Origin of the sequence: Streptomyces sp. NBC_00285 (assembly GCF_036174265.1) — a bacterium.
Taxonomy (GTDB): domain Bacteria; phylum Actinomycetota; class Actinomycetes; order Streptomycetales; family Streptomycetaceae; genus Streptomyces.
In genome coordinates, this window is sequence record NZ_CP108055.1 from 9,414,007 (window position 1) to 9,437,984 (window position 23,978).

Below are 23,978 nucleotides of genomic sequence, written 5' to 3' on the forward strand. Positions count from 1 at the left end.
GGATGGGTGACAGTCAAGCGTGGACGGCGGCCCCTTCCGCGGCGGAACACGCCCGGTCGGTACTCGCCGCCTCGTGGTCCTGCGCGGTGACCGCGGAGAGCGGCCGCGAGGAGATCGTCGGCGCGCACACCGTGGCCGGGAACGGGCGGGTGACGCTGGACGTGCCCGACGACAGCTCCCTGCTCGAAGCCGCGATCTGCGCGCCCCGCGGCGAGCCGTCCGCCGTCCTGGAGTTCGCCGACGCGGCTCCTGTCCCCGTCCGCAGCCGGATCCGCGCCCGTCTGTGGATCGCTGGCTGGTTCGCCCCCGGGGACGGGGAGCGGCGGCTGGAGTTCAACGCCACGCGGGTGGTGCTGCGCCGCCCGTCCGGCGCCGTCGTCGTCGACCTCGACGACTTCGCCGGCGCCGCGCCCGACCCGCTCGCCATGGCCGAGGCCCGGCTGCTCACCCACCTCGCCGACAGCCACCCGGACGCCATAGAGCGGCTGACCCGGCTCGTCGAGCCCGAGACCCTGCACGGCGCGGTCCGCGTGCAGCCCCTCGCGGTCGACCGGCACGGACTGACCCTGCGCATCGAGCGCACCCGCGCCCACGGCGACGCACGCCTGCCCTTCCACGCGCCCGCCGACGACGTCGCCCAGCTCACCGAGCGCATGCACGTCCTGCTGACCCAGGCGAGCGCGGCGTCCTGTCCACGAGCCCTACAGCGGCAGCGCACAGACAGCGACGGGTGACGCGAACGCCTCGCCGGCGCGCCGCAGTTCACCGTTGATCGTGTCCACGCGGAAGACGGTGACGGTTCCGGACCTCTGATTCGCCGCGAAGAGCAGTGCCCCGTCCGGCGAGAAGGCGATCTGCCGCGGGAAGTCACCGCCCACCGGCACCGTGTCGAGGAGCCTGAGCCGGGCGCCGCCCGCCTCCACCGCGTAGCGCGTGAGGCTGTTGTGGCCCCGGTTGGCGAGATACGCGTAGGAGCCGTTCGCGGTGACCAGGAACTGCGCCGGGTAGTTGGTGCCCGAGCCCGTTCCCGTGGACTGCGCCGCCCCGACGGAGAGGTGGCCCGTCTTCCGGTCGTAGGCGCAGACCGCGACCGTGTTGTCGACCTCGTTGGCCAGGTACGCGTACCGGCCGCCGGGATGGAAGGTGAGGTGGCGTGGACCGGCACCCGGCCGGGTCCGCGCCCGCGAGACCTCCGTGAGCGCACCGGTCCGCTCGTTCAGGCGGTAGCTGTAGACGGTGTCGGTCCCCAGGTCGACAGCGAGCACATGACCGCCGTCGGGAGCGGTGACGAACTGATGGGCGTGCGGTCCCTCCTGGCCGGGGCCGGGCGCCGGCTCGGAGTGGGTGACCGTCTCCCTGCGCTCACCGAGCGCGCCCGAGGCGTCGATCGGATGCACGGCCACACTGCCGGAGGCGTAGTTCGCGCTGAGCAGCCAGCGCCCGCCCGGATGCACCGACAGATGACACGGCCCCGCCCCGCCGGTGCTGCGGCTCCCCAGGATCTCGCGGTCGGACAGACGTACGGCGGTCACCGCGCCGGCGTCCTGTTCGGCGACCGCGTACAGCGTCCGGCCGTTCGGATGCACCGCGAGATAGGACGGGTTGGTGGCACCGGTGAGCGTTCCCGCGGCGGTGACACGGCCGCTGCCGGCGTCGTAGGTGGCCAGGCCGATCCCGGTGCCGCCGCCCTCGACGGAGGTGTAGGTGCCGACGTACAGAGGGCGGGGGCCGGTCGGAGCCGCGGACGACGGTGTTCCCGTCGGGCTGGGGCTCGGGGTCCGCGAGGAGGTGGCGGCTTCCTTCCGCGCCGACTCCGACGCGGAGCCGGGCGACGACTCCTCCGGGGACGAGCCGCAGCCCGCGAGGCCCGACGCGGCGGCTGCTCCCGCGAGGGCGCCGACGAAGCGACGCCTGCTCCAGCCGTCGTCCGCACCGGCCATCTCCACGCACCCCGGGTGATCGGTCGTCTCGTCGTCGGACAACCACCTTCACCTGGATCACTCGCCCGATGCAACCCGGGCCCCGCCCGCCCGCTACCAGTCGCCGTCCTCGACCGGCTTGCCCGGCGCGTCCCCCAACGGCTTGACCTGGGGCGCTGTGGGCTGCTGCCAGGGCTCGTGGTCGTCGCCGAGCCAGTCGCCGACCGGCTTCACGCCCTCCAACGTGTCCGTCGGGGTGAGATCCTCCGCGTCCTGGTCGTAGTAGTCGTACCAGGGCAGGCCCGCCCTGGTGTACGCCGCGCGGTCCACGGGCGACGGCGGGGGAGCCTCACCGGTGATGCGGCGCCACTCGGGCGGCGTCACCAGGTGCACGAAGACCCGCCCGGCCGGGGTGTCCGCCCAGTCCGACAGGGGCCGGTCGTCCCGGTACACCTCCTGGCGCATCGAACCGCCGACGCCCAGCCCCATGGCCGCGGCGGCCCGAGGAGCCCCCGCCGGAGCGGCAGGCGCGGCCATCGCCATGGGCATGGCGGCGCCGTATCCCATGGAGGGCCTCGCCGTCCGCATCCGCCGCTGCGCCTCGCGCCACTCGGCCAGCCGGGCCTCGGACAGCGGGAACGACTGCAGCTGCACGCCGCCCCACACCTCCTCGCCCGTGACCTGCCCCTCGACGGTCGCGCCCAGCCCGAGTGGCACCGCCACGAACTGGCGTACCGTCCCCTTGCCGGAGTTGATGCCGTCCAGCCACGGCTGCCGGGGCAGGACCACGTAGTTCTGCGGGTCGCGGACCAGTCGGTCGCTCCACGGCTTCCCGGAGACGGCGCACACCTTGCCCACCCCGACCTGGAGTGCGGCGGGCTCGGTGGTGCTCCCGAAGCTCAGCCACATCGCCTCGCGCAGGTACACGGGCAGCATCACCCCGCCGCGGGCCCGCCACTGCTCCGGCACGGTGTCCGGATAGTCCGAGACCCGGCGCACCGGGAACTCGCCGAGCCCCGGCGGCAGCGGATGCGTGCCCGTCTCCGGCAGTCGCAGGGTGCGGACGAACCGCACCGCCGCACCGCCCGGCAGTCGCAGTGTGTTCCCGTCGATCCGCACGCTCGTGTCGGTCATCGGCCCGCCCCCTTGATCGCTGTACCCACGTCACCTAGAACGACCGGCGAGCGCCGATCGGTTCCTGCGCCACTGTTCCTGGAGCCGCGTCAGATGCGGCATCCGCTCACGCTGCTCACGGGCGGACCGGTCCAGCTCCTCCAGCAGGCGGCGCGAGCGGTGGTCGGTGTCCAGCTCGTCGAGGATGCGGTTGACCTCGGTCAGGACGGCCCCGTGCAGCTGCCAGTGGCGTGCGTCGCGCTGGATCTCCTCCAGCAGCAACTGGGCCAGCTTGTCCCGGGTCGCCGTGGCCTGGCGCAGCTCCGCGGTGAGCCGGGCCTCCGCCGACTCGGCGCTCACACTCACATGGGTGGTGACCAGGACGGCGAAGCTGACCACGGCGTCGCCGATCTCCGACATCAGCTGCTCGACGGTGCGTCCGGTCTCCGGACCGAACAGCGGCTCGGGATCCTGTCCCTCGCCGAGCAGGTCCGGTTCCTCCGCGAACGGGTCGCGCTTCTTGGCGAGGTCGGTGAGGGTGCGGGCGAGGACCCGCAGCACGACCGTGCAGATCTCCAGGGTGTCGAGGCCGGTGCGCAGCACCACCCGGTGCAGCAGGCCCTCCTTCACCCGGGGGTTGAACTTCAGGCTGTCCTCGGCCTGCTTGAGGGCGGCGTCCACCCCGACGATGTCGTGGTCGAGCGCCCGTGCCTCGTGCAGTCGGGCGGTCGCGAGCTCCACGGGGGTACGGCCCGCGGCCTCCTCGCCCATCCGCAGCATCAGCTTGCGCACCCGGCGGGCCAGCCCCTCGATCGACTCGCCCGCCTCGTCCACCCACACCGGGGGAGCCAGCAGCAGATTGCAGGCAAGACCGACGACCGCGCCGATCAGCGTCTCCACCACACGTGCCCAGGCCGTGTCCCCGACCGTCGTCACGCCGAGGACCAGCATCGCGCTGATCGCCACCTCGGGCACGAACTCCTCGACCCGCACGAGCCGTCCGACCACCAGGGACGCCACGATCAGCAGGCCCAGGCTCCACCAGGTCAGACCCACCAGCAGACTGAAGGCGATGGCGACGAGGACCCCGGTCACCACCGAGTTCACCCGGCGGATGCCGGTGGTGAGCGTGGAGTAGAGGGTGACCTGGACGACGAGCAGCGCGGTCAGGGGCGCGGTGAGCGGCGCCGCCTCGGGGCTGAGCCGGAGCGCGATGACGTACGCGATCGTCGCCGCGGCCGCCGACCGCAGCGTCTGCACGACCACGGGGTCCCGGCGCCGCTTCACAAACCGCACCAGGGACGCCGTCCACTCACGTACATCTCGCATCCTCAGGGTGTTCCTCTTCCACGTAAGCGCCCGGTGCACGCTTGCGGACCGTAACTGTCCGCGAGCGTGCCCACAGTGTGGGGTACGGCCGGTCGACGGCAAGGGACCGGGCAGGTGACGGCAGACACCCGGAATGACCTGGAGTGACTCCGGGGAGCACCTCAGCCGCCGACGCCCGCCTTCAGCGCGTGGAGGCGGCCCGGCTGCGGGACCGGTAGACCGCGATCTTCGCCAGATTGCCGCAGCGGTCCATCGAGCACCAGCGGCGCCGCCGCGCCTGGGAGTCGTCCAGGAACAGCAGCGAGCAGCCCGGGTTCTCGCACTCCTTGACCCGGTCGAGAAGCGGGCCTCGCACCAGGAGTACGGCGTCCCGGGCCACCGTCGCCAGGGCCGCGCGGGCCGGACTGCGCGCGCTCCAGCGGGCCGGGCCCAGCTGGGGCGCGAGGTCGGGCTGGGCGGCGGAAGCGTTGACCCGCTCGACGTCGGCCGCGTCCGGCTGCCGCCCGGCCATCGCGGCGCGGACCAGGCCGTACAGGGCCTCACGCAGCAGACGGGCCTCCGCCAGGTCCCGCGCGGTGACCCGCACCGGGCCCTTGTCGACGGCCAGTTCCGCCTCCGCGAACCAGCGCGCGAGGGCGGCGGGGTCGGGGAGCCGCTCCAGCGCGGTGGCATGCCGTTTGCCGAGGGTGGCTGCGAAGTCCAGACAGGGGCGCCCGCCGATGAACGGGAAAGCGAGGGCGGGGTCGGCGGGAGCGGGGCTGCCGGTCATGACGTCGAGCGTACACCGGTTCATGCGGTGTCGTATCCGGGTGTGAGCCCTCTTGACACCGGTTGATGTGGTGTCGGATGGTGACACCACTTCAACCGGTGTCGGCCGCTCGGGCGGTCACGGCAGAGAGCGGGTACGCAATGCGCGCGGTGCGGATCGACAGGTTCGGCGGACCGGAAGTACTGGTCCCGGTCGAGGTTCCCGACCCGGTTCCGGGGCCCGGGGAGGTGCTGGTGCGGATCGTCGCGGCCGGGGTGAACCGGGCGGACGCCCTGCTCCGTGCCGGTGTCTACCACCGGGCCGGGCGCCCGCCGTTGATCCCGGGCGCCGAGGCGGCGGGGATCGTCGTCGAGGTGGGGGAGGGAGTGACCGGGTTCGCGCCCGGACAGCGGGTCATGGCGATGGACGGTGGCAAGTCGTCCGGTTTCTACGCCGAGTTGGCGACGGTGCCCGCCACTCTCCTGGTACCTCTTCCCGACAAGGTGGACCTGACCCGGGCGGCCGCCCTTCCGATCGCCTGGCTCAGCGCCTGGTACTGCCTGCGCCACCTCGCCCGCGTCTCGAAGGGCGACACGGTGGTGGTGAAGGCGGCGGCGAGCGGCGTCGGTACCGCGGCCGTGCAGATCGCCGCCGAGGTGGGGGCACGGGTCATCGCCCTCGCCGGCTCGGCCGAGAAGGCCGCCTGGGCGGGTGAGTTCGGCGCAGACATCACCGTCGACACCTCCGTCCACCCCGACGAGGCCGAGGTCGAGGAGGTGCTGCGGCTCACCGGCGGCCACGGTGCCGAGGTCGTCCTCGACACCGTCGGCGGGCAGGCCTTCGGGCGGAGTCTGCGCGAGGTCGGCCACGGCGGCCGGGTCGTCGCGCTCGCCAACGTCGCCCTGGAGCCGAGCACCGTGGACACCCGCGACTTCTATCCCAAGAACGCGTCGATCCTCGGCTTCCAGCTCACCAATCTCCAGATCCATGGCTACGACCCACGTCCCGACCTGCGGGAACTGGTCGAGCGGGTTGCCGTCGGCGTCTATCGCGTGCCGGTCGAGACCGTCGTACCCCTGGCGGAGGCACGGGTCGCCCACGAGCGGCTGGAGCGACGCGACAACCGTGGCAAGATCGTGCTCGCCGTCGGACCGGAGTAGTCCCACCGGTCAAAAACGGGGTGCGGGGGCCTCCTCGGCGGGTGATCATGCGGTAGGCCGTCGGGGAGGAATGCCAGTGGGTGCACTCGGGTCGGGGCGAGCGCGGGCGGCGCTGAGCCATGTCGCCGCCGTCTCGCAGGGGCCGGCCGTCGCCCCTGACGTGCGCATCACGCTCAACTTCCATCCGGACCGCACGCTGGGCGACCTGACCGTCCTGGAGGCGCTGGCCCGGGACGGGGCCTACCACTCACAGTTCGTCACCGGCACCAGCAACGGCGGACTGACCGCGCACCCCGGCGGCGACCGCTGGCGCTGGGAGAGCCGGATCTTCGGCGGCGCCTACGACGACGCGACCCCGCACGACCGGCCGGTGTACGGCGCCCTGAACTTCCGCCGTCAAGTGGTCGGCGCGGCCCCCCGCTTCGGCTCCTCGCACTTCCGGCTGACCGGCGCGCCCCTGGCCCGCGCCACCTTCTGCTACCCCGACAGCGCCGCCGAGCCGGTCCACTTCGGAGTCGCCGCCGGTATGTCCCTGATCGCCCTCGCGGAGGCGGACGAACAGGACGCCCTCGACGACTACATCGAGGCCCAGGTGCACGGCGGCGTCGCCCTGGCCCGGCATGTGGAGGCCCTCGTCCTGGATGCGAGCTACCGGAACACGCCCGTCGAGGCGGCGGCCCGCCTGCTGCCGGTCCCCGTCGAATGGCACCCCGGCTACCGGATCACCGTGGCCGCACTGCATCGTCACGCCGACTATCGCGGGCAGGAGTACGCGGACCTGGGCGCGAGCATCGCCGAGGACGGACTGGTCGACCCCCGGATCATCGGCGACGCCGCCCGCAGCGGCCGGTACGCACTCCAGGACCTCAAGATGGTGTGGCACACGCTGGCCCGCTTCGGGGCGCCAAAGGGCGCGGGGACCGCCGGTCCGGAGCAGGCCGCAGGGGACCACATCCCGGTGGCCGGCACGCCGAGCGCGTAGGCGCGACCCCGGTCCCACAGGTCCGCAAGAAGGATCACGAAGGGCTCCCGGCGTGCGGGACGTATTCCGTAGGCTGTTCCGGGAGTACACGCCGGTTCTGTGTACGGCACGGGGTGAGGGAAGGTGCGGGGCGTTGGTGGACTCCTGGGAACGGGCCCGACGGGTCCTGGCGGGCGCGGGACTCGACCCCGGCCTGCTCGCCGGTGTCCGTCCGCTGAGCGGCGGGACGTACAACACCGTCGAGGAACTCCGCCTCACCGACGGCACCCGCTACGTCCTCAAGACCCCGCCCGCCGCCACCGTTCCCGGCCTGCGCTACGAGCGGGAACTCCTGCTCTCCGAGGCGGAGTTCTACCGCGCGGCCGCCGTGGCGGAGGTCGCGGCCCCGCACGTCGTGGCCCTCGGTGACGACAGTTCCGTACCGCATCTGCTGATGACGGCCTGCCCCGGAGAGCCCTGGGACGGATCGGTCAACGAGGCCGAACGACCCCCACTGCGCAGGGAGTTGGGCCGCCAGGTGGCCAGGCTGCACACCGTGACGGGGCCGGGCTACGGCTACCCCTCCGGCGCCCTCGGCCCGCTCGCCCCGAACTGGCGCACCGCGTTCACGGCCATGATCGACGCCGTCCTGGACGACGCCCGGGACTACGGGGCACGGCTGCCCCGGTCCGCCGACCAGGTGGCGGGCACCCTGCGGGCCGGCTTCCCCGCGCTCGACGAGGTCACCGTCCCCGCGCTGGTCCACTTCGACCTGTGGGACGGCAACATCCTGCTGGACCGCCCGGCCGGCGGCGAGCTGCGCATCGGCGGACTCATCGACGGCGAGCGGATGCTCTGGGGCGACCCCCTCGCCGACTTCGTCTCCCTGGCACTGCTCGGGGACATCAAGAAGGACGAGGCGTTCCTCGCGGGCTACCGGGAGGCGGGCGGCCGGGCCGAGTTCGACGTCCCGGCCCGCCTGCGTCTGGCGCTCTACCGCGCCTACCTCTACCTGATCATGCTCGCCGAGACGGTCCCGCGGGCGGTCGACGAGGACGGACAGCGCTGGGTCCAGACCGTGGTGGCACCCGAACTCGTCGCCGCCCTGGACGAGATCGAGGCCCTCACCCGGATCGCCGGAGCCTGATCCGCCATGAACGGACGCACCGTACGCGACCTCAGACGCGCCAACCGCACGGCCGTGCTCCAGCGCCTCTACTTCGACGGACCCCTCAGCCGCTTCGAACTCGGCCCGGTGACCGGGCTCAGCTCCGGCTCGGTCAGCAACGTCGTCGCCGACCTGGTGGCCGACGGCCTGGTGGAGGAGGCCGGCAGCGTCGACTCCGACGGCGGACGCCCCCGCACACTGCTGCGGGTGGTGCCCGACAGCGGACACATGATCGGCGTCGACGTCGGTGAGACCCGGGTGCGCGTCGAGCTGTTCGACCTGACCCTCACCGAACTCGCCCGCGCCGAGCGCCCGTTGACCGACCGCCGGTACGACGTCGAACTCATCGTGGGACACATCAGGGACGGCGTCGCCGAGGTCCTCGCCGCCGCCGGCACGGATCCCGAGCGGCTGCTCGGCGTCGGCGTCGGAGTGCCAGGCATCGTTGCGCACACCCCTCACAGCGGGGCCGTCGTGCACGGACAGACCATCGGCTGGGACGCCGTTCCGCTGGAAGAGCTGCTGCGCGCCGGCTCCCCGTTCCCCATCCGGTACTTCATCGACAACGGCGCCAAGACCCTCGGCCAGGCCGAGATGTGGTTCGGCGGCGGCCGCGGCGCCCGCAACGCCGTCGTGGTCCTCCTCGGCTCCGGTGTCGGCGCCTGCGTGGTGACACCCGAGGTGGAGCACGGCCGGGCGGTCGAGTGGGGGCATCTGACCGTGCGGGTCAGGGGGCGCCGCTGCCGCTGCGGGGCACTCGGCTGCCTGGAGGCCTACGCGGGCGCCGAAGCACTGCTGGAGCGCTGGCGCGAGGAAGGCGGCCGTCCGCCCGAGGGGGCCGACGAGGAGACCGCCCTGGCCGCCATGCTCGCCGCCGCCGAGGGCGCCGAGGGCGACCCGGCCGCGCTCGCCGTCCTGGAGGAGAGCGCCGAGTACCTGGGTGCCGGCCTGTCGGATCTCATCAACCTCTTCCAGCCCGAGCGGATCGTCGTCGGCGGCTGGGCAGGGCTCCGGCTGGGCGCACAGTTCCTGTCCGCCGTACGACGCCACGCGACGGCGTACGCGCTCCGGTACCCGGCCGAGAAGGTCACCGTCGACCTCGGACGCCTCGGCCCCGACGCGGTCACCGTCGGAGCAGCCATCGTCCCGCTCGCCGACTTCTTCGCCCGTGGCGGCCGGCGTCCCGAACCCGTGCCCCGGGGACCGGCACCGGCCTGGCGGACGGCGTTGGAGGAGCGCGCCCCGCGCTGACGTTTCGCCGGTCGGCGCGAAGGTACCCGCGTGCCCGCCAGGACGAAGGGAACACGCCATGGACCACCGACTCGAAGGACCCGGAGAGAACGGCACGCCGGTGCCACGGGACCTTCCGGACCAGCAGGCACATGAGGGCGACGACCCCTGGGAGGTCGGCGAGGGCCGGGCCCGGGGGAACACCGTCGACACCACCGAGACCGGGGAGGCCGAAGAGGACGTGCCCCCCACCGACGAGGCAGGTACCGGGAGGCAGGGCTCGCAGCAGTCGGACGCGGTGCACCCGGAACACCCGGAGCCCGAAGAGCCCTCGGGCTGACCGCCGCCGGCCGACCTGTCGGCTCCTCCCCGGCTCGGTGCGGTCGTCGCCGGATGGACCACCGAGCCCGCGAACGGCGCTTCACGCTGGTCCCACGGTGCCGGTGGCGCCCGTGACCACGTCACCTTGGGGCGCTGGGGCGGGGGCCACCCGAGTACCCGGCCTCCGGCGGCCCACGCGGTGCACGGTCCGGCCTCCGGGCGCGGGATGATCGGCCCATGAGTGAGATCATCCTGATGTCCGACGCCCGAGTGGCCGCCGTCCCCGTCGAGGAGAACGGCGAACCCCTCGTGGACGTCCGCGACCGGCTCCTCCTCGACGACCGCAAGAACGAGGACTCCCTGGGCGCCGAGGTCCATCTGCGCGAAGGCGTCCTCGCCCGGCTGACCGAGGCCGAGGCCCTGCTGCCCGGCGGCCTGCGCCTGCTCTTCGTCGAGGGATACCGGCCGCCCGCCCTGCAGCGGCGGTACTTCGAGTCGTACTCCGACGAGCTGCGCGCCGCCCACCCGGACTGGTCCGCCGACCGTGTCCGCGCGGCCGCCAGCCGCTACGTCTCCCCGCCCGAGATAGCCCCGCACAGCGCCGGCGCGGCCGTCGACCTGACCCTCGCGGACGCCGACGGCCGCGAACTGGACCTCGGCACCGCGATGAACGCCAACCCGGAGGAGAGCGACGGCGCCTGCTACACGGGCGCCGGCAACATCACCGAGGAGGCCAAGGCCAACCGGGCCGTGCTGGGCGAGGCACTGACCGCGGCGGGTCTGGTCAACTACCCCACCGAGTGGTGGCACTGGTCCTACGGCGACCGGTACTGGGCACTGGAGACCGGGGCGCCCGCCGCGCTGTACGGGCCGAAGGACCTCGGCGTGTCCTGACGTCCCGGCCGGCGAAGGCTCACGCGAACGCGTTCACGCCCGTGAGCTCCGCCGAAAGCGTCCACAGACGTGCCGCCTGCTCCGGGTCGGTCGCCCAGGCCCTGACGCCGCCGCTCTCGTCGCCGTCGACCGCGGGCTCGGCGATGTCGCAGTCCTCCAGATAGACGCCGCCCATCCCGGCCAGCTGGGGCGAGGTCGCCGCCCACACCTGTGTCGCCGCGCCCTGCTCCGGGCTCTTGAAACCGGCGGGGTTGAGCGGGTTGCCCTGCTCGTCGATCCAACCGCGCTCCACCATCTCCGACTTGGGGAGGTGGCGCTGCAACGGGGTGAGGATGCCGCCCGGGTGAAGCGCGAAGGCCCGCACCCCGCGGTCGGCGCCGAGTGCGTCGAGGTGGACGGCGAACAGGACGTTCGCGCTCTTCGCCTGGCCGTACGCCTGCCACTTGTCGTAGCCGGTCCGCCACTGGACGTCGTCCCAGCGCATCCCGGAGAAGTGGTGGCCGCGCGAGGACACCGAGACCACGCGGGCGCCGCCGGACTCGATGGCCGGCCACAGCCGGTTGACCAGGGCGAAGTGGCCGAGGTGGTTGGTCGCGAACTGTGCCTCCCAGCCGGGCCCGACCCGGGTCTCCGGGCAGGCCATGATCGCGGCGCTGTCGATGACGAGGTCGACCGTGCGGCCGGAGGCGAGGAAGCGTTCGGAGAAGGCACGCACACTCTGCAGATCCCCGAGGTCGAGTTCGTCCACTTCGACACGGTCGAGGCCGGCGAGGGCCTCCCGCGCGGTGTCGGGGCGCCTGGCCGGTACGACGACCCGGGCACCCGCCTTCGTGAGCGCCCTGGTGGTCTCCAGGCCGAGCCCGGAGTAGCCGCCGGTGACGATCGCGAGCTTCCCGGAGAGGTCTGCGCCCACGAGGACGTCGTCGGCGGTGCTGTGGGCGCCGAATCCCGAACCGATCTTGTGCTGTGCGGTACTCATGACGGGAACGCTACGAATTGGAGTGCGCTCGAAGTCAAGTCCGCCGCGCTCCGGCGCCACGACCCGGACATGGGGAAGCCCCGACCGGACGGGGGAATCACGGTCGGGGCTGGTCTGTGGTGGGTATGGATGGCGGTCGCCTCTCGGCGAAAGGCTCCACAGGGCTTCAGCCGAACGATCGTCCCTGTGGGCAAAAGGTGAGGCCCGGGGACACTGTCCCATCCATACCCACGGTTTGTTCAACGGGCAATGACCCTGTGGTGTTCCGTCACAGGGGGCGATTCCGGGTGAGCTGTGTCACCCCTTCCGACCGGTCGGAACGGTCTCGCTCCACAGGTTCTCCGCCTGGAGCAGCAGGGTTCCCAGCACGGTCGTGCCGGCGGCCTCCTGCCCCGCGTGTTCCCGCAGTCCGTCCCGCAACCGCCCGAGCAGGTCATACATCTCCGTCATCGCCGCGTCCCCCACGGACAGGTCGCCGTCGCCGTCCCGTAAACGGCTGCCGTGCGCGTGGCAGACGCCGCCGATCAGCTCCAGGAGCCGGGCGTAGGCGTCCAGCACCGGCCCGTCGGGGGCCGAGGACACACGGCCGTCGTCGGCGGCGACGGCCAGGGTGCGGGTGAGTGCGCGGATGTGCCCGGTGACCCGGCTCCAGCGCTCGTCGTCCTGCTGCGGAGGGATCTGCGCGGGCGACCGCCGCACGGCACGCAGCGGGGCGGCCGTCAGACGCAGGCTCTCCCGGCTCCAGCGCCGGGCGGAGCGCAGCGCCTCCAGGCGGTGCTCCAGACGGGCCGAGGCATGCGACCAGCCCTGCGCGTCCGATGCTCGGTCCCGCAGGTCACCGGCCACCCGGTACAGGACGTCGGCCGCCTCCTCGGCCAGCGCCGCGAGGTTCTCCCGTACGTCCCGCAGATGGATCGGCGGCAGCACGAACGCGTTCACGGCGAGACCGATGACCGCGCCGAGCGCGGCCTGTCCCACCCGGTGGCCGACCGCGGTCGCCCCGGCGGCGCCAGTGGCCAGCGTGAACAGCGCGGTGGTGGCGCCGTAGATCCCCTGGTCGCCGAAGCGCGGCCAGTTCGCCAGCAGCATCAGCAGCGGCACGGACAGCGCCACCGCACCCAGTGTGTGCCCCGTGACGGCCAGGGCCATCGACGCCAGCAGTGCGCCGACGCAGATCGCGGTGAACTGCCGTGCCGCCTGCATCAGGGAGCTGAACACGGTGGCCTGCACCAGGACCACCGCCACCCAGGGCGCCATCAGGGCCATCGGGTCGCCCATCCACACACCCGCCACGAGCCAGGCGAGCAGTGCGGCCGCCGAGGCCTTGAGTGACTGCACCACCAGATCGCGCTCCCGGCCGGGGCCGTCCCAGGCAGCGCGGGCGGCCCGGCCGACGCCATGGGCCTCCTGGCGCAGGGCGTGCGCGGACCGGGACCGTGGCCGGACCGCTTCCGTCGCACGAGTCATCCCCGGGTTCCCGCCCGTCACGCCAGGGGACTGGCGGCCAGGGACGCCAGCAGGTGGGCGGGATCGTCGTAGATCGACTGCGCGCCCGCCTCCAGCAGGTCGGCGCGGGGAATGCCGCCGCACAGAACACCGACGCAGTGGACTCCGGCGCGGGTGCCGGCCTGCATGTCCCAGACGGTGTCGCCGACGAAGACGGCGTTCTCGGCCGGCACCCCGGCCAGCTCCAGGGCGTGCTCCACGGGCTCGGCGGCGGGCTTGCCCTCCTTGACGTCGTCGGCGCTCGCCGTCGCGGTGATCGCTTCGTCCGCGTCGATCGCCCTGCGCAGCGCGGACAGTTCGGCACCGCCCGCCGAGGTCGCGAGGACAACCCGCCAGCCGTTGCGGTCGAGGTGGCGCAGCAGCCGGCCGGCGTCCTGGAGCGAGGGCAGCCGGTCGAAGTACTGCCCGTACAGGGCCTTGTGGGCCCCGCTCAACTGGGCGTCCAGGTCCTTGTCGCGGTCCTCACCGAGGAGATGCGCGACGAGGTCGTCGGAGCCCAGCCCGATGGCCCGGTGCACGGCGTGCATCGGCACCCGGTGCCCTGCCTGCCGCAGCGCCTCCCACCAGGTCGTCACATGCAGGTGGTTGGTGTCCACCAGGGTGCCGTCGACGTCGAACACTGCCGCCCGTTCCATGTACCGCTCCTCCCTTGTCGTGCCGTACGGGTACCACGTCAGGCGTCGGCCACTCGGGGCGGCACCCTGCCTTCACGGGACCAGGCCAGCAGCTCCTGAAGCGGCCAGGTGGTCACGACCCGCTCGGCGGGCACCCCGCACTCCTGCGCCCTGGCGCACCCGAGGATCTGCCAGTCCAGCTGGCCGGGCGCGTGCGCGTCGGTGTCGACGGAGAACAGCACGCCCGCCTCGACGGCGCCGCGCAGCAACCGGCGTGGCGGGTCCAGCCGTTCGGGGCGGCTGTTGATCTCCACCGCGGTGCCGGACTCGGCGCACGCGGCGAACACCTCGTCCGCGTCGAACTCCGACTCGGGCCGCCCCCGTCCGGTCACCAGTCGTCCCGTGCAGTGCCCGAGGACGTCGGCGTGCGGATCGCGTACGGCGGCCACCATGCGCCGGGTCATGGAGCGGGCGTCCATGCGCAGCTTGGAGTGCACGGACACGACCACGACGTCCAGGCGTTCCAGGAGCTCCGGCTCCTGGTCCAGCGAGCCGTCGTCGAGGATGTCGCACTCGATGCCGGTGAGCAGCCGGAACGGCGCCCAGGTCTCGTTCAGTGCCGCCACCACGTCCAGTTGTTGCCGCAGCCGCTCCGGGGACAGCCCCCGGGCCACGGTCAGACGGGGCGAGTGGTCGGTGAGCACCGCCCAGTCGTGGCCGAGTCCGGCGGCGGTGCGGCCCATCTCCTCGATCGGGCTGCCGCCGTCCGACCAGTCGGAGTGCAGATGGCAGTCGCCGCGCAGCAGCGCCCGGAGCTCCGTTCCGCCCCCGGTCCAGGGCGCGTCGGCCTCGCCCTCCAGCTTCTCCAGGTAGCCGGGCACGTCTCCGGCCAGCGCCTCGCGCACCACCTGGGCCGTCTTCGGGCCGATGCCCTTGAGCGACTCCAGCGACCCGGACCGGGCCCGCTCCCGCACCTCGTCCGGGGACATCCCGGTGAGCACCCGGGCCGCCGTCCGGAAGGCACGGACGCGGTACGTGGGTGCCAGGGACCGCTCCAGCAGGAAGGCGATCCGCTCCAGAGACGTGACGGGATCCATGGTCACCTCCTCCTCCAGGGTTCCCCAGGCCCGCGGCGCCCGCACGACGGGCCGGTGGTCGAACCGGGGCACGCGGCCGGGGACCCCGGTTTCCCGCTGTCCGGGTAGGAGGAAGCGACAGCCCCCGTGCTCACCCGGCTGGGCGAACACGGGGACTTCGGGCGTCCTGCCGCGCAGGGCGCGGTGGAGGCGGCGGTCCTCACCCTGCTCGGCGGATGACGTCCGCCTCTCCCTTACGGGGGAAGCGTTCTACGCTCGGTTCATGACCGAAATCGCGAGTCCGCACATCACCAGCCCGCGGATCATGGTGCTCGGGGTGCAGCCGGGAACACCGCCGTTCCGGATCGTGGAGATCGACGGCGAGGTGGTGGGTGAGGCCAGGGCCGTCACCGACGTCCTGGAGGCGGCCGCCGCCTTCGGCATCACGGTGCACGACCTGGACGACCCGGACGTGGTCCGCTGGGTCGGTGGCGACAAGTTCACCTGGCACCGGCACTGACCCACCGGGTCAGCCGACCGTCCACTTCTGGTTGGCGCCGCCCGTGCAGGTCCACAGCTGGAGCCGGGTGCCGTTGGCCGCGCTGTTGCCGGTGACGTCCAGGCACTTGTCGGCCTGCGGGTTGACGATGTCGTGCGCGCCCGTGACGGTCCACCGCTGGGCCGCGGAGCCGTTGCAGTCGTAGAGCTGGACGGTCGTACCGTCCGCGGTGCCGCCGCCCGTCGCGTCCAGGCACTTGCCGAGCGCACGGATCGTGCCGTCCGAGCCGACGGCCCACTGCTGGGCCGCGCTGCCGTTGCAGTCGTAGAGCTGGACGGCCGTCCCGTTCGCGGGGTTCGCCCCGGCGACGTCGACGCACTTGCCGGCCAGCCCCCGGATCGCCGCCCCGGTGGTCGTCTCGCCGGTCGTGACGGAGACGTGGTCCACCACGAGCTGCTGAGGCAAGGCCGTGGAGCCGTCCGGGTCGCCGGGCCAGTAGCCGCCGACCGCGAGGTTAAGGATCAGGAAGAACGGCTTGTCGAACACCCAGGTCCGGCCGCCCAGGTCGGCGGGTGTGCGCCGCTGGTAGACGTTTCCGTCCACGGACCAGGTGATCGATCCCGGCGCCCAGTCGACGGCGAAGGTGTGGAAGGCGTCCGCGAAGGCCTGGCCGTTCGGCAGGGAGTAGCCGGCGCCGATGCCGCCCGAGCCGGAGTAGCCGGGGCCGTGGATCGTGCCGTGCACGGTCGAGGGCTCGAAGCCGACGTTCTCCATGACGTCGATCTCGCCCGAGTCCGGCCAGTTGACCGGGGTGCCGAGCATCCAGAAGGCCGGCCACATGCCCTGTCCGCGCGGGATCTTCATCCGGGCCTCGACGTGCCCGTACTGCGCGGTGAACCTCCCGGCCGTGTTCAGCCGGGCCGAGGTGTACTGGCAGGTGCCGTACCAGCACTGGTAGTTCGCGGGGTTCTCGCGGCGGGCCGTGATCACGAGGTGGCCCTGGCCGTCGAGGGCGGCGTTCCTGTTGCCCGCCGTGTAGTACTGCCGCTCGTGGTTGTTGACGTTGTCGCCGGTCTCGACCTGCCACTTCGAGGAGTCGGCCGCGGCCCCGGCGGGCCCGTCGAAGGTGTCGGAGAAGGTCACCGCGGCGGCGGGGACAGCGGGCGGATCCGCCTGTGCGGTCCCGGACCCGACGAGGACGGCGGCGAGGGCGGCGAGGAGACATCTGCGCAGCAGGCGTGAGGCGGCCACGGCTCTTCCTTCCCTGCGGCGGCCCATGGACGGGCGCGCCGGCCGAGGTGGGGGGTGAAGGTGTCGCCTCTTGATTTAAGGGGTGAGGTAAGGGGTCGTCAATACATTGGTACGGACCAGAAGTTGAGCGATCGAGGATTCCCTACGCCTTCTTCGCCGGTTTGTGCACGGCCCGGCTCAGGCGCCGTCCCAGCAGCAGATAGCCGATCAGGGCCCCGGAGGTGTTCAGGATGACGTCGTCGACGTCGAAGGCCCGGCCCTCCACCAGCGCGCCCTGCGCGAACTCGACCAGCAGCATCACCACGGCCGTCAGCAGCAGGATCCGCAGCAGTCCTCGGGTCTTCGGGGCGATGATCGGCACCAGAATCCCGAACGGCACGCCCAGCAGGATGTTCCCGCCGATCTGCTTGAAGGCGTCCCGCATCTCCGGCTGGTCCAGATAGGCCTTGAGGGAGGCGCCTGGATGCAGGTTGGTGTGGGTCAGGTCCACCGACGCGGGCGAGGGCTCCAGCGTCAGCCGGGCCAGCACGACGGCGAACGCCACCATGAACGCGAAGGCGAACACCATCGCCACGAAGCGGACGACGAGGGAGAGCGGATTGCGCCGCGGGCGGGCGGGTTTCACCACGCGCTCTGTCTTGGCCGTGCCGCTGTCTGACCCCGCTCGCGAACGTGAGGGCGCCCAGGCCATTCGGTCCTCCACTCTGCAACTTACTTACGTGGTGGGGCGATTACCCCTGAACAGCCCGAGAATGCCATCGCGCCCCCATCGTCCCCCGGTTTCTTTCGTACGGTCGGGGCACTCCGGGCGGGCCGGGCCGCCCGCTTCGTGGCCGCTGCCCCGGACCTGCCCGCGTTCGGCGGCGACCAGCACCCGGCGTGGGTGCCGGCCGGCGCCGGCGCGCTCGGTGCCCTCACCGCGCCGCGGTCATGTTCCGCGGCTGATCAGGTGCCGTAGGTGACCTCGACCTTTGTGAAGCCGAGCGAGTTCAGCAGGCCCTTCAGCATGTTGGTGGTGTTGGTCTCGGCCCGCTTGGTCAGCTCGCTCTCCTTCGCCGCCTCGGTGATGTGCCTGACCGCGAGCTTCTGCACGGCCTGTTCGCTGTTGGGGTTGTCGGAGAAGAAGTCGCCGAGCCGGTCCAGCAGACCCCGCTGCTTGGAGACCGCGTAGGAGCGGTCGGCGTCCAGGGTGGCCTTGCCCAGCTGGGCGTGCGGCAGATGGAGCGTGGCGGCCGTGCGGTCCCCGTTGACCGTCACGTCGTTCTTGGCGACCTTGCCGAGGTCGACGTAGGCGTCGACCGCGCCCGCCCCGACGTACAGGGTGCGGGAACCGCGGATCGAGTCGGGCAGGAACTTGGTGTCCTTCTCCAGGTCCACGACGACCTGGAAATTGCCGGAGGCGGCGTCGTAACGGCTGATGTCCTGAATCGATTCCAGAAGTGCGGGACCCGAACGGTCGTGGGTCTCCGTGCCGAACAGGTCCTTGAGACCGGGGAGCACACTGAGCCGGATCCCGGCGAAGAACACCACGAGCACCAGAACCACGGCGCTCACCGCCTTCGCCCAGCCGGGCATGCGCCTGGACACGCGCCTGATGGGAGTCGTCATGCGACGGCCCTCCTTCCTACTGCACGGATGCCCAGGGACGATCCCCAAAAGCCTTCCTGCATCGTCTTGTTGGCTGATTGGGACACTGTCACAGGCATGACCGGCGCACTAGCGTGGGGAACTTCGCGTACCGGCGTGTCTGGAGACCCGGATGAGTGCAGACAGTACGTCCCGGACCCTTCGTCCCATGCACCGCATCCCCCTTCCCGAGTCCGGCCCGCCACGGCTGACCGCCCTGGCCACCGGCACCCCGGTGTGGCTCGTGACCCGCTACGCCGATGTCCGCCAGGTCCTCATGGACCCCCGCTTCGACCGGAAGTCGCTCAAGGACGCGGACGCCCCGCCGCTGCTGGTGGTACCGAACCTGCTGGACTCCCCGGACGGCCTCATCAACCAGGACGGCCCGCCCCACCAGTTGCTGCGCGGCACGGTCCAGCGGGCCTTCACCCCGCGCGCGATCGCCCGCTGGCGGCCCTGGACCGCCTCGGTGGTGGAGTTGCTCCTCGACGACCTGGCACAGCAGCCGCAACCCGCCGACATCGTCGAGGGGTTCACCCGCCGCCTGCCGGTGTCGGTGATCGCGCGGCTGATGGGTCTGGAGCACGCCGACTGGGAGCGCATCCGCGACTGGGCCGACCACGCCCTGTCCGGCGGCGCGCACACCGCCGAGGAAGTCGGCGCGGCCATGCGGGAGTTCGGCCTCTTCTGCGCGGAACTGGTCGCCGAGCGGCGCAAGGAACCGGGCGACGACCTGGTCAGCGCGCTGGTCACCGCGGGCGACGGCCTCGGCATCGAGGAGCCACGGCTGGTGATCCTCGTCCTGGGGCTGGTCGTCGCCGGACACGAGACGACCATGACGGCACTCGGCAACATCGTCGTCCACCTCCTCTCCGACGGGCAGGGCGCCTGGCCGGGACTCGCCGAGAGCCAGGAGGCGGCCGAGGCCGCCGTCGAACAGCTCCTGCGCACGATCCCGCTGAGCGAGGGCAGGGTGCTGCCCGGCCTGATCCGCCGAGCCGTCGAGGAGGTCGAGGTCGGCGGCGTGACGATCCCTGCGGGAGCCGTCGTCGCCGTCCAGACCAACGCGGCCAACCGGGACCCCGACGTCTTCCCGCAGCCCGGCGACACCGACCTGTTCGCCCCGCTGACCACACCGAGCGTGGTCTTCGGCGCCGGTCCCCACCACTGCCTCGGCGCCTGGCTGGCCCGTCTGGAACTGGGCCTGGCGCTGCACCGTCTGGCCGTCCGGTTCCCGGGGCTGCGAGCGGAGTTCACCCCGGAGACCGTCGAGTGGCGCGAGGGGCAGATGACACGGGGGCCCCGTCGGCTGCCCGTGTCGTGGTGAGGCGTGCGGTGAACCGGTGAGGGGCTGGAGGAACTTGAGGAGGGGCTAGAGGGTCTTGAGTTCGCGGTCGCCCGCCACCCGTGACCACCACATCCCCTCTCCGTGGGTGAGTCCCGGCAGCCGTAGTTCGATCTCGCGAACTCTCCGGGCCGGCAGCTCCCCGGTGATCGACCAGGCCGTGCGCCTGTCCGTCGTCCCCGTGAACCGGGCTCCCACCGCGGCCAGTTGAGCCGTCACCGGGGCCAGCGCGTCCAGCGGCACCTCTGCCTCGAAGGCGTGGCACGGCTCGAACAGCCGGGTCCCGGCCCGCTCCAGGGCCCGGCGCAGCACGATCGGCGTGAGCCCGCGGAAGTCGGCGGCCGTGCTGAGCGGCCCGACGAAACCGGAGCGCACGAGGGTGACCCGGTAGTCCGTCACGGTCGCGCCGGTCAGTCCTGTCCGCATGCTCGTGCGGACGGTCTCCTCGATGGCCTGGTGGAAGGCCCGGGGGAGTGCGCCGAGCTCGGTCTCGTACCCGAAGACCCCACCGGAGCCGCGCTCGCCCGGCTCGACCCGCAGTCCGATCGTCGCCCAGTAGCGCACGTGATCGTGGCACGGCAGCTCGTCGCAGGCCTCGCCGGTGCCGCGCGGACGCTCCAGGTACCGGACCCGGCCGGGTGCGAAGTCGGCTTCGACGTCGAAGTCCTGGGCGAGAGTGGCCGCCAGCACCTCCATCTGGACCTCGCCGTACAGGAGCAGCGAGGTGGCGCCGTCGACTGCGGGGCGGGCGTGGATCAGCGGGTCCTGGTCGGCGAGGGCCAGCAGCGCGGAGCGCAGCCGGGCCGCCTGTCGGGGACGGCGGGCGGTGACCAGGGTCTCCAGCGTCGGGGGCGCGAACTGTGGTGCGCGGTCAGTGAGTTCGCCGAGCCGGTCGCCCACACGGAGGCCGGGGGAGAACGTCAGCGCCGCGATGTTCCCGGCGGTCAGCGGCCCGGTCCCGCCGAGGTGGGTGACCCGCCCGGACACCGGGGTGGTGGTGCCGTCGGCCTCGCGTCTGAGGAACGTGAGGCGCTGACGCTCCGTCACCGCACCGCCGTACAGCCGCAGATACGCGGTGCGTTCGCCGCCGGGTCCCGGCCGCACGGCGAACACCGTCCCGCGTGGATCACCCTCAGGTGCCGGGGGAGCGGGCGGGATCAGCCGGAGCATGCCCTCGACCAGGTGGCGGACACCCTGGCCGCCGAGGGCGGAACCGAAGTAGACCGGGTGGAGGCAGCCGTCGGCGGTCCGGGCGGCGAGGGCCTTGCGGAGGTCGTCCGGGGTGGGCTCGGGGCCGTCCACGACCGCCGCGAGGATGTCCGGGTCCACGTCGGCGAGGGTCTCGGCCAGTCGCGGGTCACTGCTCGGGAGGAGCGCCACCCGGGCGTCGTCCGTGCCGAGGGACGTCACCTCCGTCAGCGGGGCGACGTACGGCGTCAGCCGGCGCCGGATGTCCGTGAGCAGGCCCTCGTAGCGGGCGCCCGCCCGGTCGATCTTGTTGACGAAGATCAGCGTGGGCAGCCGGAGCCCGCGCAGGGTCCGCATGAGCACGCGGGTCTGCGCCTGCACGCCCTCCACGGCGGACAGCAGCAGCACCGCACCGTCCAGGACCTCCAGGGCGCGCTCGACCTCGGCGTCGAAGTCGGAGTGTCCCGGTGTGTCGATGAGGTTGATCCGGGTGTCGCCGACGGTGAAGGAGGCGACCGCGGAGCGGATGGTGATGCCCCGCTGCCGCTCGATGGTGCCGTCGTCCGTGCGGGTGTCACCGGCGTCGACGCTGCCGAGCCGGTCGATCGCGCCGTGGTCGAACAGCAGCCGCTCGGTGAGGCTGGTCTTACCGGCGTCGACGTGGGCCAGAATTCCGATGTTCAGGGTGCGCATGGCGGGTGGAGTCCTCGAGAACCGTAGGCCGAAGGGGGCACTGGGTGGGTTCGAGGAGTCGGCGCATGCGAGAGGTCCTGACGGGAGGGAACACGGACGGGGCCATCATGGCGCCCTGCCGTCGGGGCACCGCAACCGAATTTCGGTGGTCAGCGGCCAGTAGCATGAGCCGGGCAGCCCAGATGATCATCCGAGGAGCAGGTTCGTGCGAGACATCGCCATGTTCAGCGGTAGCGCCCACCCCGAGCTGGCGGCGGAGGTCTGCGCGCATCTCGGTGTGCCGCTGAGTCCCACCCGGGTCAGCCGGTTCGCCAACGACTGTCTCGAGGTGCAGCTCCAGGCCAACTGCAGGGAGCGGGACGTCTTCCTCATCCAGCCGCTGGTGCGGCCGGTCCAGGAGCACCTGGTGGAACTGCTGCTGATGTGCGACGCGGCCCGCGGCGCCTCCGCCCGCCGGATCACCGTCGTCATGCCGCACTACTCCTACGCCCGTTCCGACAAGAAGGACGCGCCCCGCATCTCGCTGGGCGGACGGCTCGTCGCCGACCTGATGGTCTCCGCCGGCGCGAGCCGCGTCCTCGCCATGACCCTGCACTCGCCGCAGGTCCACGGCTTCTTCTCGGTCCCGGTGGACCACCTGCACGCGCTGCGTGAACTGGCCGCGCACTTCCGGCAGTACGACCTCTCCCGCACCACCGTCGTCTCCCCGGACCTCGGCAACGCCAAGGAGGCGGCCGCCTTCGCCCGGCTGATCGGCGCCCAGGTGGCCGCCGGTGCCAAGCAGCGGTTCGCCGACGACCGGGTGAGCATCAGCGACGTCATCGGCGAGATCACCGGCCGGGACGTCATCGTGCTGGACGACGAGATCGCCAAGGGCTCCACGGTCCTCGAACTACTGGACAGGCTGCGTGAGCTGGGGCCGCGGTCGATCCGGGTGGCCTGTACGCACGGGCTGTTCGCGGACGGCGCCCTCAAGCGGATCGGCGAGCAGCCCGACGTGCTGGAGATCGTCTGTACCAACACCGTGCCGGTCCCCGACGAGGAACGCACCGACAAGCTGCGGATCCTGTCCATCGCCCCCGCGCTCGCCGAGGCCGTGCGGCGCATTCACAACGGTGAGTCCGTCAGCGCCCTGTTCGACGCGCCGCGAAGTGAGTAGACGGGTCACCGAGAGCGCGTGGTCGGCTCGCCGACATCGTGGAACGGGACGCCGTCACAAGGAGCCGGATGTGGCCTCGGGCTGTCCCAGGGCCGCGTCCAGTGACGGCAGCGGGGGCAGCAGCCGGGCCAGGCCGGTCACCCGGATGACCCGCAACGTGAGCGGATGCGTGCAGACCAGAAGCAGACAGCCGTTGTTGTCGAGCACGCGGGACCGGGCGCGGTAGAGCAGTCGCAGCCCGGAGCAGTCGAAGAACTCCACGGAACTGAGGTCGATCACCAGCCGTACGTCCGGCTGTCCGGTGACCCGGTCCAGATGGGGCATGACCTCCGTGGCCGCGGCGATGTCGATCTCCCCCCGGAACTCCAGCACCGTGTGCCCGCGGTCCTCACGGACGCGCAGATACCGGGACGGCGGTGCAGATTCATGCTGCACGACGACATCGCCTCCAACCGGATCCACGAACGACAAAGGGTGCAGATCACCGGGGGCCGGGGTGACGACGCGCTGTGAGCGTAGAGGTGTCACCGGGCCCCGAGGGCGTGCAAATCCGCTCCCCGCCCTGCAAGTTACCCTCGTTGGAGTGAATTTGAGCATGTTCGATTGACATATGTCTTCGAATTGCGACCGTCGGTTCGCAACAGGTTCACGCGGGGCTCCCGCCCGGCTCACGACAGGGCGTGCCAGGCCTTGGTCAGTGCCTGCCGGAACTGCTCCGTCTGGTGCGCGGTGAGGTCCCGCATCATCCGCTCCTCCAGCTCCCGAACGGGGGCTTCGTGCTGCGCGAGCAGGGCGCGGCCCTCCTTGGTCAGCAGGATCCGCAGCTCGCGCCGGTTGCTCGGATTGCGCTCGCGCCGCACCACTCCACGCGTCTCCAGGGAGCGCACCAGATCGGCGATCGACTGGGCGGTGACGAAGGAGTCCCGGGCCAGCTGCGCCGCCGACAGTCCGTCGTGCCGCTCCAGCACGGTCAGGGCCGTGTACTGCAGGGCGGTGATCCCGGACGGTCTGACCAGCTCGTCCAGGTGGGAGCGGACAACGAGCTCCACCTGCTTCACCATGTAGAGGAGAGACGGGGGTGCCTTGGTCACCTGTGTGTCGAGCATGGGTTCAGGCTAGAGCATTGACAGGAAACCTGTCCGTAAAGAGACTGCGAACCAACAGGAATCCTGTTGATTGAAATCTTGGCGACGATGCTG

24 protein-coding genes are annotated in these 23,978 nt (G+C 72.1%); 10 read left to right on the top strand and 14 right to left on the bottom strand.

The window, feature by feature from the left end; all coding sequences use genetic code 11:
* Positions 1–2: 2 nt before the first annotated feature.
* The gene (locus OHT57_RS43130; RefSeq protein WP_328752415.1) at positions 3–734 is read left to right on the top strand and encodes a DUF2470 domain-containing protein; all 732 of its coding nucleotides are present in this window, start codon (positions 3–5) and stop codon (positions 732–734) included.
* Here OHT57_RS43130 and OHT57_RS43135 read toward each other — a convergent pair.
* The 4 genes from OHT57_RS43135 to OHT57_RS43150 form a co-directional block, all read right to left on the bottom strand.
* A complete protein-coding gene (locus OHT57_RS43135) occupies positions 702–1,940 on the bottom strand; it encodes a lactonase family protein (protein WP_328753493.1) in 1,239 nt (412 codons plus the stop codon). The two genes, OHT57_RS43130 and OHT57_RS43135, sit on opposite strands and share 33 nt — an antisense overlap.
* 93 nt (positions 1,941–2,033) lie before the next feature.
* The gene (locus OHT57_RS43140) at positions 2,034–3,053 is read right to left on the bottom strand and encodes a hypothetical protein (RefSeq protein ID WP_328752416.1); all 1,020 of its coding nucleotides are present in this window, start codon (positions 3,051–3,053) and stop codon (positions 2,034–2,036) included.
* A 30-nt stretch (positions 3,054–3,083) separates the two neighbouring features.
* Positions 3,084–4,361, bottom strand: coding sequence for an FUSC family protein (locus OHT57_RS43145; protein ID WP_328752417.1), 1,278 nt, complete (start codon positions 4,359–4,361; stop codon positions 3,084–3,086).
* A gap of 181 nt (positions 4,362–4,542) precedes the next feature.
* Positions 4,543–5,130 (bottom strand): CGNR zinc finger domain-containing protein, encoded by a 588-nt coding sequence (locus tag OHT57_RS43150; RefSeq protein WP_328752418.1) that lies wholly within the window; start codon positions 5,128–5,130, stop codon positions 4,543–4,545.
* Between the two features lie 140 nt (positions 5,131–5,270).
* Between OHT57_RS43150 and OHT57_RS43155 the strand changes: the two genes are divergently transcribed.
* The 6 genes from OHT57_RS43155 to OHT57_RS43180 all read left to right on the top strand — a co-directional run bounded on the left by OHT57_RS43155 (position 5,271) and on the right by OHT57_RS43180 (position 10,843).
* On the top strand, positions 5,271–6,269 hold the full coding sequence (locus OHT57_RS43155) for a quinone oxidoreductase family protein (protein WP_328752419.1): 999 nt from the start codon (positions 5,271–5,273) through the stop codon (positions 6,267–6,269).
* 70 nt (positions 6,270–6,339) lie between these two features.
* On the top strand, positions 6,340–7,251 hold the full coding sequence (locus tag OHT57_RS43160; protein WP_328752420.1) for a DUF3626 domain-containing protein: 912 nt from the start codon (positions 6,340–6,342) through the stop codon (positions 7,249–7,251).
* A gap of 133 nt (positions 7,252–7,384) precedes the next feature.
* Positions 7,385–8,377: a phosphotransferase family protein gene (locus tag OHT57_RS43165; protein WP_328752421.1), complete on the top strand. Its 993-nt coding sequence runs from the start codon at positions 7,385–7,387 to the stop codon at positions 8,375–8,377.
* 6 nt (positions 8,378–8,383) lie between these two features.
* Entirely contained in the window at positions 8,384–9,649 is a 1,266-nt protein-coding gene (locus OHT57_RS43170; RefSeq protein ID WP_328752423.1) for an ROK family transcriptional regulator, read from the top strand.
* A 58-nt stretch (positions 9,650–9,707) separates the two neighbouring features.
* A complete protein-coding gene (locus OHT57_RS43175) occupies positions 9,708–9,968 on the top strand; it encodes a hypothetical protein (RefSeq protein WP_328752424.1) in 261 nt (86 codons plus the stop codon).
* Between the two features lie 218 nt (positions 9,969–10,186).
* Positions 10,187–10,843 carry a M15 family metallopeptidase gene (locus OHT57_RS43180; protein WP_328752425.1) on the top strand — a complete coding sequence of 219 codons (657 nt, stop codon included), beginning with the start codon at positions 10,187–10,189 and terminating at the stop codon, positions 10,841–10,843.
* A 19-nt stretch (positions 10,844–10,862) separates the two neighbouring features.
* Here the strand turns inward: OHT57_RS43180 and OHT57_RS43185 are convergent, their stop codons facing one another.
* The 4 genes from OHT57_RS43185 to OHT57_RS43200 all read right to left on the bottom strand — a co-directional run bounded on the left by OHT57_RS43185 (position 10,863) and on the right by OHT57_RS43200 (position 15,039).
* Complete coding sequence (locus tag OHT57_RS43185) at positions 10,863–11,822, bottom strand: SDR family NAD(P)-dependent oxidoreductase (protein WP_328752426.1); 960 nt, start codon at positions 11,820–11,822, stop codon at positions 10,863–10,865.
* Positions 11,823–12,119: 297 nt separating this feature from the next.
* Entirely contained in the window at positions 12,120–13,289 is a 1,170-nt protein-coding gene (locus tag OHT57_RS43190) for an FUSC family protein (protein WP_328752427.1), read from the bottom strand.
* A 17-nt stretch (positions 13,290–13,306) separates the two neighbouring features.
* The gene (locus tag OHT57_RS43195) at positions 13,307–13,963 is read right to left on the bottom strand and encodes an HAD family hydrolase (RefSeq protein WP_328752429.1); all 657 of its coding nucleotides are present in this window, start codon (positions 13,961–13,963) and stop codon (positions 13,307–13,309) included.
* Positions 13,964–14,001: 38 nt separating this feature from the next.
* Positions 14,002–15,039 (bottom strand): PHP domain-containing protein, encoded by a 1,038-nt coding sequence (locus OHT57_RS43200; RefSeq protein ID WP_328752430.1) that lies wholly within the window; start codon positions 15,037–15,039, stop codon positions 14,002–14,004.
* A 262-nt stretch (positions 15,040–15,301) separates the two neighbouring features.
* Here OHT57_RS43200 and OHT57_RS43205 point away from each other — a divergent pair, with 262 nt between their 5' ends.
* Positions 15,302–15,538, top strand: a complete 237-nt coding sequence (locus OHT57_RS43205) for a hypothetical protein (RefSeq protein ID WP_328752431.1) — start codon at positions 15,302–15,304, stop codon at positions 15,536–15,538.
* A 9-nt stretch (positions 15,539–15,547) separates the two neighbouring features.
* Here the strand turns inward: OHT57_RS43205 and OHT57_RS43210 are convergent, their stop codons facing one another.
* From OHT57_RS43210 to OHT57_RS43220, 3 genes are all read right to left on the bottom strand, one after another.
* Positions 15,548–16,768: a ricin-type beta-trefoil lectin domain protein gene (locus tag OHT57_RS43210; RefSeq protein WP_328752432.1), complete on the bottom strand. Its 1,221-nt coding sequence runs from the start codon at positions 16,766–16,768 to the stop codon at positions 15,548–15,550.
* A gap of 142 nt (positions 16,769–16,910) precedes the next feature.
* Positions 16,911–17,459: a VanZ family protein gene (locus OHT57_RS43215; protein WP_328752433.1), complete on the bottom strand. Its 549-nt coding sequence runs from the start codon at positions 17,457–17,459 to the stop codon at positions 16,911–16,913.
* Between the two features lie 254 nt (positions 17,460–17,713).
* The gene (locus OHT57_RS43220) at positions 17,714–18,376 is read right to left on the bottom strand and encodes a DUF4230 domain-containing protein (protein ID WP_328752434.1); all 663 of its coding nucleotides are present in this window, start codon (positions 18,374–18,376) and stop codon (positions 17,714–17,716) included.
* A gap of 151 nt (positions 18,377–18,527) precedes the next feature.
* Here OHT57_RS43220 and OHT57_RS43225 point away from each other — a divergent pair, with 151 nt between their 5' ends.
* Positions 18,528–19,721, top strand: coding sequence for a cytochrome P450 (locus OHT57_RS43225; RefSeq protein ID WP_328752435.1), 1,194 nt, complete (start codon positions 18,528–18,530; stop codon positions 19,719–19,721).
* A 45-nt stretch (positions 19,722–19,766) separates the two neighbouring features.
* On the opposite strand, the gene otr(A) is transcribed toward OHT57_RS43225, so the two are convergent.
* Entirely contained in the window at positions 19,767–21,620 is a 1,854-nt protein-coding gene (otr(A), locus tag OHT57_RS43230) for a tetracycline resistance ribosomal protection protein Otr(A) (RefSeq protein WP_328752436.1), read from the bottom strand.
* A gap of 205 nt (positions 21,621–21,825) precedes the next feature.
* Here otr(A) and OHT57_RS43235 point away from each other — a divergent pair, with 205 nt between their 5' ends.
* Positions 21,826–22,779 carry a ribose-phosphate diphosphokinase gene (locus tag OHT57_RS43235; RefSeq protein WP_328752437.1) on the top strand — a complete coding sequence of 318 codons (954 nt, stop codon included), beginning with the start codon at positions 21,826–21,828 and terminating at the stop codon, positions 22,777–22,779.
* 54 nt (positions 22,780–22,833) lie between these two features.
* On the opposite strand, the gene OHT57_RS43240 is transcribed toward OHT57_RS43235, so the two are convergent.
* Positions 22,834–23,214, bottom strand: a complete 381-nt coding sequence (locus OHT57_RS43240; RefSeq protein ID WP_328752438.1) for an anti-sigma factor antagonist — start codon at positions 23,212–23,214, stop codon at positions 22,834–22,836.
* Between the two features lie 233 nt (positions 23,215–23,447).
* Entirely contained in the window at positions 23,448–23,885 is a 438-nt protein-coding gene (locus OHT57_RS43245; protein WP_328752439.1) for a MarR family winged helix-turn-helix transcriptional regulator, read from the bottom strand.
* Positions 23,886–23,978: the final 93 nt, after the last annotated feature.